1 protein-coding gene is annotated in these 511 nt (G+C 41.3%); it reads right to left on the bottom strand.

The window, feature by feature from the left end; all coding sequences use genetic code 11:
• Positions 1 to 133 precede the first annotated feature (133 nt).
• Positions 134 to 511: FtsX-like permease family protein (locus tag R7R24_RS30550; protein WP_318120694.1), on the bottom strand; the 378-nt coding region annotated here is incomplete at its 5' end.

Genomic DNA, 511 nt, shown 5'->3' with positions numbered 1-511 from the left:
ATATCAATGGTATACAAATTCAAGCATTATCATGTAAGCCACTGATTTAATGGGCTGAGAGTCCCACCGTTTTTGTGGATAACTAAAATAAAAATGTCATGGAGTGAGTCCGCGTTAGTTATATAAATGGGTATTAAGTGTTTACTGGCGTTAACAATCTTTTCAACAAACTCATTACAACAAGTGCCAGTGTAACGAAAGTGGCTAACGGTAAAGCTATCCACAATTCAGGGTGAATTTGAGCATTGAGGTCAAACCCATACTTCATCACTGCTGCTACACACGCTTCGGCTGCCATAACGGCGACAGAACTTGCGACAAGCGCCATAATTCCGTATTCCGCCCACAAGGTTGTATTAATCCGTTTTTTGCTTGAGCCAAGCGTACGATACAGACGGATTTCTTGCTGACGTTGAGACAAGCTCAAGCGCAATAATGTAAAAATGAGCAATAGCCCTGCAATTACGCCTAACAAAGCAAGAATGGTGATCGCAGAAACGATTTGTTGTAT

This window comes from Vibrio sp. 704, from assembly GCF_033339295.1.
The sequence above is the reverse complement of the archived record's forward strand: the minus strand, read 5'-3'. Positions and strand labels throughout refer to the sequence as shown.